Below are 7,943 nucleotides of genomic sequence, written 5' to 3'. Positions count from 1 at the left end.
TGCCTGATTGTTAAAGAGCTTGGAAGCTGTTTGCTTCCCGACTGCGTCGTTGGCGTGTTGCCGTGTCCGCCGTCGTTGTGGGGGCGCATTCTAGAGATTTCCGGAGAACCGTCAACACTTTTTTCACGACTTTTTTATCAAACGGTCACCTTTTAAGCATGGAGTGCAAAAAAGCGCCGAAAACCCCCTTTTTCGGCTATTTGTTGCTCAACCTGTGATCTTTCAGGCCGCGATAAATCAACAGCATCGCCAGAACAAGCGCAAAGATCAGGGTCTCCCCGTAGCCGGATTTCTGTACCCAGCTCTGGTGTACCACCCCCAAGATGACAGCCGGAAAGACCAAACGGTGCAATTTCGCCCACCGCGCGCCCATGCGACGACGGGCCTTGCGGGTACTGGTTGCCGCCAATGGCCACATTGCCAGCCAGCCAAGCAAACCAACAATGATATAGGGCCGCTTGCCAAGCTCCTCCCCAAGATAGTTTGGGTCCCAGCCCAGCAACAAGGTTGCCCAGGCAAGAAAGTGCAGACTGACATAGCCAAATGCCCACAACCCAAAGGTGCGCCGCCAGACCACCAGACCCGGAACCCTCAGTAGCTGTGCCGCGGGCCGCATGGTCAGACAGGTCAGCAACAGCACCAGAGCCCACCAGCCCAGGCGCTCCACAAACACCTCAGCCGGGTCGGGCCCCAACTGTCCACTGGCCGCCTCCAATACCAGCCATGCCAGGGGCGCCGCCCCCAATGGCCATCCCAGCCAGGTCCAATAGCGGGTTTTCATCAATAATTCCGCTTCAGGTCCATGCCTTTGTAGAGCGAGGCGACCTGCTCATAGCCATTGAACATGCGGGTTGGCACCCAGTTCGGGTCGAAAAAGGAATTGGGCAAGCGGCGCTCACGGCTCTGCGACCAGCGAGGATGATCAACCTCCGGGTTAACGTTGGCATAAAAGCCATATTCCCCTGGCGCCAGCATGTTCCAGGTGGTGGCAGGTTCGCTCTCGGTCAGTTCGATTCTGACAATGGACTTGATGGACTTGAAACCGTATTTCCACGGCACGACCAACCGAAACGGCGCACCATTCTGATTGGGTAGCGTTCGCCCATAGAGGCCAACAGCCATCAATGTCAGGGGATGCATCGCCTCATCCAGCCTCAACCCTTCCCGGTAGGGCCAATCAATGCCGGTGAAGGGGGATTTCACTCCCGGCATCTGCTCCGGGTCTGCGAGGCTAGTGAAGGCCACATATTTCGCCTTACTGGTCGGCTGCACCTTTTTGAGTATGGCGGCCAGAGGCACCCCGATCCAGGGAATGACCATGGACCACGCTTCGACACAACGCAGCCGGTAGATGCGCTCTTCCAGTGTCAGCCCCTCAAGCAGGGTCTCCAGCGGATAGTCACCCGGCTTTTCAACCTCGCCGGCGACGGTGACGGTCCACGGGTCCGTCTGCAGCGTATGAGCATTATCCGCCGGGTCCGTCTTACCGGTGCCAAATTCATAGAAATTGTTATATCCGGTCACATCCTGATAGGGCGTTAGCGACTCATCCGCCCCGGACTTCACCTCCTTCGCCTTGGCCACCTGGTCTTTCAGCCAGCGAGGCCTGGAAGCGTCTTCACCCACGGAGTTAATCGCATGAGCCCAACCAGGCAAGACGCCGAACAAGCTTGCCAACCCACCAAGCATCATCAACTCGCGACGCTTGAGATACACTGATTCAGGCGTAATTTCGTGGCTTTTGGGCTCAGAAAGGTCTTTGTGGCGAATAATCATCACAGCTCCCGGTTAGCTGGCATGAGAACAGAGTAACCATAAAAAAGGGCGCCTTTGTGAAGACGCCCTTTTTTGATGTCACAGGATGACCATTGTTACACGCAGCATGCGCTGCCTTTCTATTAGTTGGTCAGCAACACATAATTGTTATACACGGGCCCCAGGTTCTTCACCTGAACCTGAAACTCACCGGTCCATCTGGGATTCCAGGCGCAGTACGGACGATCGTCCCGCATGGTATCGGAGCAAATCGCATTCCCGTTTTCGTCAAACACAAACAAATCAAGATCGGTATCACCATCCCCCCGGATCAGGATTTCAGCTTGACGCCCTCCGGTGAAGGTAATGTCGTAGACATCCGTAGTTCCGGCATAGACACGATCATGATGCCCAATGGCACCATAATGCGCCCCGCGGGAAACCACCGTATCACTAGCCATTGCGACAACGGAAAGAAGAAGCGGATTCTCGCCAGCGTACTGTTTGGCGAGTTCGGCCAGAGCGACCTGATCCGGTTTTTGCGAAGGTTTGTCACTCACCCCTTCCACCGTTTTGTCACGAGATTCACTGTCCACGGCAACGGACTGCTGCAGACGCAAAGCCGCAGCCAGTAGTAGCGCATCCTTCTTCTCTCGCCCTATCGCTTCCAGACTCGCCGAGAGACTGAGCGCATCCATGGCTGGACTGGATTCCACCTTGGTCTCCGTGTCCAGATTCTCACCGACTTTCTTGTCCGCAATCACTTGGCCCGGCGCCACCACAGCAGCCAACACCGACAGCGTAATCATCGTCTTTTTCATGACCTTCCCCTCTCACCTGAATCCGGCCAGACACCGGCATAATCCGCAACCAGGGCAGTCTGTTATCAGCCACCGCCCAACCGACTCGTTATATCCCAGCCGCCCCCGCAGCCGCATCCCCCATTTGAGGGATAAACACAGATCGGCTTTTATTCCACAGGAATTAGGCGTGTAAAAAGCGCACTTGCCAGCTCAGTGGAAGCGCGAATGGACCACAACTGCTGCACCCCCTCAAGCTCAAGCCCGTCACCATCACGGATCAAGGCCAGCGCCGCCAGTTCAGGTAACACGGACACCTCCCCCCCTTTTTTTTGCAGCGGATCCATCCAGTTCAGAGAGACAGGAAGACAGCGCTGCCCCGCACACACATGCACTAAGTAATTGCCCGCCGGCAACGCACGCATATCCACCACTGTCATACCAGCTTGCCCGGGTGTAAGGGGCAAATCTTGCCCGAAACCGTCCACCCGCACAGAGTCCACCTTCGCACCACGCTCATGAATCAGAATCATTTGATCACGGCGCTGCAGGCGATTGTCGAAGGGAGAGACGTAGTAAAGGGAGAGCGATTGAAACCCGCGCGATGCCATGGCAACTGTCAACGGCTCCTCACGCTCAGCATCCGTCGCCCCGAGAACCGAAAGGGCCCAGTCCAGCATGTTGCCCGCCACGGTGTCTCCTGACGCTTCGACAGGGAGACGATAAGGGCTGTTTGCCGGGCTGACCTCCACATCTTCCCCTGCATAGCGGATAGTGACTTTGCCACCAGGAGCAACAAGAACACGCTCCCCGGGTTGAATGACCGCGAACAAACTGGCTGGGCGCTCGTCATCACCCGCAATCGTGGCAAGATCGGGATTGTTCGCCGCCACAATCACCCCAACCGCCTGGCCTGCCGCTACCAGGGACGGCAAAACCATCACAACCGCCAGCATCAATGCCCTGAATTCCCTCACTTCAGCACCCCCTTTATGCCTTTTCGCCGTACCTTGTGATAGCTAAACGTCGCTTTTGCAAACACGCTCCTCATTTGCACGGCGAGAATTGGCAACGCGAAATCCAGCCATACACCCTGACTGAACGCCAGCAAACTGAAGGGCACAACCAACAGAGCGATAACGGCAGAACTGACAAGGGTGGCCGCAAACGGGGACATCACAACAAACAACCATGAAACCCCGAGTATTAATAACAGATCGACCAGCAGGATCAGCACAAACGGTGGGCGCTGCACCTGATCCAACCCCTGCAAAGCGGTAATGCTGTTTGCAAGAACCAGTGAGCCCGGCATTTGTCCGACTGGCGTCAGATGAATATCACCGGAATCGCGATGACTGGCGCCGATAATCACGATTGCACCGGTCAGCAGGCCTCCAGTCGAAAAACGCTTTGCGGCAAGCACATCGCGTGCAGACAGAATCGTCAGCGCTGGAACAGCCCTGCCTTGCCAGTCAACGGGGAAATAACCCGATTCAGGGTTTGGCGGCAGGGCAAATACAATGCGGTGCTGCAATTGCTCTCCCGCCAAATCAATCTGTTTGCCTGAACCGAGGACAATCCGCCCGGAGAAGTGCGGCATGGCAAGACAACCCTGCTGATCGGGCGCCAACAATGCCTCCAGCGACTTGTCTACGCCATCGCTCAGCATCACGGAAAGCAGCTGCACAGACGGCAGCAATACTAATCTATCGTTCTCGCATCCGCCGATGACCAACTGCCAATGGCGAATCACACCGTCAGGATCAGGGCGGTAAAGCGGCGCAGCCCAATGCAGATTGTCATTGGAAGCAACCAGCTCATCCAGCGCGGAATCACGAAAAGCCGGCAATCTGCTGTTGGCCGGCAGCAAGGAGGCCTGGGTTTTCATGAAAATCAATTGGGTCTTGGCCGCCTTACCCCCCTGATGGCGCGACAAGATGTCAGCCAAGGGAGCCAGATCCGTACGACGGCTGAGGTCGAAATCCACGAGGATTTGCGCGGGTTCGGCGTCAAGCAAAAGCGCAATAATACGGGCAATCCTGTCCGCAGGCGTTAACCAGGGCTCACCCCACTGGGCATAGGTTGCAGAATCGACATCAACCATTACGACAGGCTGATCGGGCTGAGGCGCATACGGCGTGTTGGTGACCATTCGTGACAGCCAATCCAGGCCCCGGTCCTGCTGCCGTTTCACCATGGAACTATCAGGATTGAGGTGAATCCACACCACAATCGCCATTCCCACCAACAAGTTGACAACGAAAGGCCGCCATCGGGCAGGCAGCAGCGTCCACTTTCCGTGAACCCAGTGGTACAGCGCGGCAACAGCAGAGGGCCCGCTTTTAGTCATGTTCCCTTCCTGCCATTGGCGAAATACTGGCTACCCCCTCAGTGCACTCCCAGGCCAGCCAGATATCAGTAAGCGCTAGGCGCCGACACCCTTGCGTAAGTGCCACAAGCTCATCATCAGGCCCACCACCACATAAATCACAGCAGCAGAAAGCAGCACCAGAGGAGGATCCAGAAACACAATGGCAAAAGCAATAATCACGCCCAACAATACCTTGAACGGCACCCGGCCAATGTGGAATTCCTTGAAGGAGTGATACTTCACCGAGGACACCATCAAAAGGCCCGCACCGGCGACCATGAAGGCTACCAGCCAGGATACGTCACTCCCCTCAATACCGCGACTCGCCCCCAACCACACCATGGTAGCCACCAAGCCGGCCCCGGTCGGACTGGGCAGCCCGATAAAAAAACGCTTGTCGGTCGATTCGGCCTGTACGTTGAAGCGCGCCAGACGCAGTGCAGCACATGCAACGTAGATGAAGGCGGCCATCCAGCCAAACTTGCCCAGCCCGGACAGCGCCCAGGAATAGGCCACCAGTCCCGGCGCCACACCGAAAGCCACACAGTCGGAAAGCGAGTCATACTCTGCCCCGAACTTGCTCTGGGTGTTGGTCAGGCGGGCAACACCGCCATCCATGCCATCGAGAATGCCGGCCACAATGATGCCCAGCGCTGCGTTCTCGAACAGCCCGTTCATGGCCGCCACGATGGCATAAAAGCCGGCGAACAGGGCCCCGGTAGTGAACAGGTTCGGCAACAGGTAAACCCCTTTGTGGCGGGCACCGGTACGCTGTTCGGCCTCCACCACTTCAAAGGTTTCCTGAGGTGGGGTAGTTGTCTTGTCGTTGTCCTGCATGGAAATCCGTCCCAAAGATGATGAGGCTAGTGTAACGCACCCCCCGAAAACAAAAAACGCGGCCGAAGCCGCGTTTTTGTGATCGTCACAAAAGCTTAGTTTTTGCTCTTGTCGACGATCTGGTTCGCCTTGATCCACGGCATCATGCCACGCAGCTTCTCACCCACTTGCTCGATGGGGTGAGCCGCGTTGTTGCGACGAGCTGCGGTCATGGACGGGTAGTTGTGAGCGCCTTCGGCGATGAACATCTTGGCGTACTCACCGCTCTGGATGCGCTTCAGGGCGTTGCGCATGGCAGCACGGGATTCGTCGTTGATCACTTCCGGGCCAGTCACGTACTCACCGTACTCCGCGTTGTTGGAGATGGAGTAGTTCATGTTGGCGATGCCACCTTCGTACATCAGGTCGACGATCAGCTTCAGCTCGTGCAGACACTCGAAGTAGGCCATTTCCGGCGCGTAGCCGGCTTCGGTCAGGGTTTCAAAACCGGCTTTCACCAGCTCTACCGCACCACCACACAGTACCGCCTGCTCACCGAACAGATCGGTTTCAGTCTCGTCCTTGAAGGTGGTTTCGATGATACCGGTACGGCCGCCGCCCACGCCGGAAGCGTAAGACAGGGCAACGTTCTTGGCGTTGCCAGAAGCGTCCTGGAAGATCGCGATCAGGTCAGGAATACCGCCACCCTTGGTGAACTCGGTACGCACGGTGTGACCCGGCGCTTTCGGGGCGATCATGATCACGTCCAGATCAGCGCGCGGCACGATCTGGTTATAGTGGATAGCAAAACCGTGGGCGAACGCCAGGGTCGCGCCTTCCTTCAGGTTCGGCTCGATTTCAGCCTTGTACAGCTGAGCCTGGAACTCATCGGGAGTCAGGATCATCACCACGTCAGCAGCAGCAACGGCAGAAGGTACGTCGCTCACTTTCAGGCCGTGGGCTTCAGCCTTGGCGATAGAAGAAGAGCCAGGACGCAGACCCACGGTCACGTCGACACCGGAATCGTTCAGGTTGCAGGCATGGGCGTGGCCCTGGGAACCGTAGCCGATGATGGCCACTTTCTTGCCCTGGATGATGGAAAGGTCACAATCCTTGTCGTAGTAAACTTGCATGCTCATAGTTCTGGCTCTTTCTGGGGGTGAAGAAAACGGTGGCGAGGCCGAGGGTACGGCCCCGAACAGGCCAGCCACTCTAGGCTATCTGTCGCATTGCGTAAAATGATATATTTGAAACATTGCATTGCGATTAAAGAAACACAGCCATGGATACCAAACCCCTTCGCCTGTTCCTGACCCTGGCAGACACCCTGCACTTCGGCCGGGCCAGCAGCATGTGCCACGTGAGCCCCTCCACGCTCAGCCGCACCATTCAACAATTGGAAGACGAGCTGGGAGCCGCGCTGTTCTACCGGGACAATCGCAGTGTCACACTGACCCGCGAAGGGCAGCGTTTTCAGGAATATGCCCGCGACACCCTCACCCGCTGGGACAACCTGCGCCACGCCTTGCAGGAAGACCGCCGCGTGTTACAGGGCGAGTTGAGCCTGTATTGTTCGGTGACCGCCAGCTACAGCTTCCTGTATGACCTGCTCAGCAGTTTCCGCCACCAGTACCCGCGAATTGAACTGAAACTGCACACCGGGGACCCGGCACAAGCCGTGCACCGGGTGCAGCAGGGCGAAGAGGATATCGCCATCGGCGCCAGGCCCGACCACCTACCAACCGGGATTGCCTTTCGCCCCATCGCCCGCTCGCCCTTGCTGTTCATTGCCCAGGCCGGGCAGGCCCAACTGGCGGAACACCTCAGCGGCACCGCCAGCAAAAGCGCCTGGGAAGACACCCCCATGATCCTTTCTGAAGAAGGCCTGGCCAGGGAACGCGTGGATCGGTGGTTTCGGCAACTGGGGGTCAAACCCCATATTTATGCTCAGGTCGGCGGCAACGAGGCCATCGTCAGCATGGTGAGTCTGGGGTTTGGGGTCGGGGTAGTGCCCAAGATTGTGCTCGACAACAGCCCACTGGCAGGACGCACCCGGACACTGGACGTCCAACCCGCTCTGGCGCCCTATGAAGTGGGCCTCTTTACACAGGAGCGCCGCAAGGAAGAACCGCTGATTAACGCTTTCTGGTCACAGGTGGCCGAATGACGCTTTCGCGCAACACACCGCCCACAAAAAAGCC

8 protein-coding genes are annotated in these 7,943 nt (G+C 57.3%); 1 reads left to right on the top strand and 7 read right to left on the bottom strand.

What is annotated here, in order from left to right; genetic code table 11:
• Window positions 1-196: 196 nt before the first annotated feature.
• From Q672_RS32805 to ilvC, 7 genes are all read right to left on the bottom strand, one after another.
• Window positions 197-781: a sulfite oxidase heme-binding subunit YedZ gene (locus Q672_RS32805; protein WP_022986782.1), complete on the bottom strand. Its 585-nt coding sequence runs from the start codon at window positions 779-781 to the stop codon at window positions 197-199.
• On the bottom strand, window positions 781-1,776 hold the full coding sequence (msrP, locus tag Q672_RS32800) for a protein-methionine-sulfoxide reductase catalytic subunit MsrP (RefSeq protein ID WP_022986781.1): 996 nt from the start codon (window positions 1,774-1,776) through the stop codon (window positions 781-783). Before msrP ends, Q672_RS32805 begins: the two co-directional genes overlap by 1 nt.
• A 122-nt stretch (window positions 1,777-1,898) precedes the next feature.
• Window positions 1,899-2,576 (bottom strand): hypothetical protein, encoded by a 678-nt coding sequence (locus tag Q672_RS32795; RefSeq protein ID WP_147393930.1) that lies wholly within the window; start codon window positions 2,574-2,576, stop codon window positions 1,899-1,901.
• A gap of 149 nt (window positions 2,577-2,725) precedes the next feature.
• The gene (locus tag Q672_RS32790) at window positions 2,726-3,496 is read right to left on the bottom strand and encodes a hypothetical protein (protein WP_147393931.1); all 771 of its coding nucleotides are present in this window, start codon (window positions 3,494-3,496) and stop codon (window positions 2,726-2,728) included.
• Window positions 3,497-3,528: 32 nt separating this feature from the next.
• On the bottom strand, window positions 3,529-4,905 hold the full coding sequence (locus tag Q672_RS32785) for a CHASE2 domain-containing protein (RefSeq protein WP_022986778.1): 1,377 nt from the start codon (window positions 4,903-4,905) through the stop codon (window positions 3,529-3,531).
• Between the two features lie 75 nt (window positions 4,906-4,980).
• Window positions 4,981-5,763 carry a CDP-diacylglycerol--serine O-phosphatidyltransferase gene (gene pssA / locus Q672_RS32780; protein ID WP_022986777.1) on the bottom strand — a complete coding sequence of 261 codons (783 nt, stop codon included), beginning with the start codon at window positions 5,761-5,763 and terminating at the stop codon, window positions 4,981-4,983.
• Between the two features lie 95 nt (window positions 5,764-5,858).
• On the bottom strand, window positions 5,859-6,875 hold the full coding sequence (ilvC, locus tag Q672_RS32775) for a ketol-acid reductoisomerase (RefSeq protein ID WP_031227132.1): 1,017 nt from the start codon (window positions 6,873-6,875) through the stop codon (window positions 5,859-5,861).
• A gap of 149 nt (window positions 6,876-7,024) precedes the next feature.
• Between ilvC and ilvY the strand changes: the two genes are divergently transcribed.
• Window positions 7,025-7,909: an HTH-type transcriptional activator IlvY gene (gene ilvY, locus Q672_RS32770; RefSeq protein WP_022986775.1), complete on the top strand. Its 885-nt coding sequence runs from the start codon at window positions 7,025-7,027 to the stop codon at window positions 7,907-7,909.
• Window positions 7,910-7,943: the final 34 nt, after the last annotated feature.

Source organism: Alcanivorax sp. P2S70 (genome assembly GCF_000475295.1).
Taxonomy (GTDB): Bacteria; Pseudomonadota; Gammaproteobacteria; order Pseudomonadales; family Alcanivoracaceae; genus Alcanivorax; species Alcanivorax profundi.
The sequence above is the reverse complement of the archived record's forward strand: the minus strand, read 5'-3'. Positions and strand labels throughout refer to the sequence as shown.

Bases quoted from the DNA above. Each gene is read 5' to 3' on its own strand.
- Q672_RS32795 (WP_147393930.1), bottom strand. From the start codon at position 2,576: ATGAAAAAGACGATGATTACGCTGTCGGTGTTGGCTGCTGTGGTGGCG.
- pssA (WP_022986777.1), bottom strand. From the start codon at position 5,763: ATGCAGGACAACGACAAGACAACTACCCCACCTCAGGAAACCTTTGAA.
- Q672_RS32790 (WP_147393931.1), bottom strand. From the start codon at position 3,496: ATGGTTTTGCCGTCCCTGGTAGCGGCAGGCCAGGCGGTTGGGGTGATT.
- msrP (WP_022986781.1), bottom strand. From the start codon at position 1,776: ATGATTATTCGCCACAAAGACCTTTCTGAGCCCAAAAGCCACGAAATT.
- ilvC (WP_031227132.1), bottom strand. From the start codon at position 6,875: ATGCAAGTTTACTACGACAAGGATTGTGACCTTTCCATCATCCAGGGC.
- ilvY (WP_022986775.1), top strand. From the start codon at position 7,025: ATGGATACCAAACCCCTTCGCCTGTTCCTGACCCTGGCAGACACCCTG.
- Q672_RS32805 (WP_022986782.1), bottom strand. From the start codon at position 781: ATGAAAACCCGCTATTGGACCTGGCTGGGATGGCCATTGGGGGCGGCG.
- Q672_RS32785 (WP_022986778.1), bottom strand. From the start codon at position 4,905: ATGACTAAAAGCGGGCCCTCTGCTGTTGCCGCGCTGTACCACTGGGTT.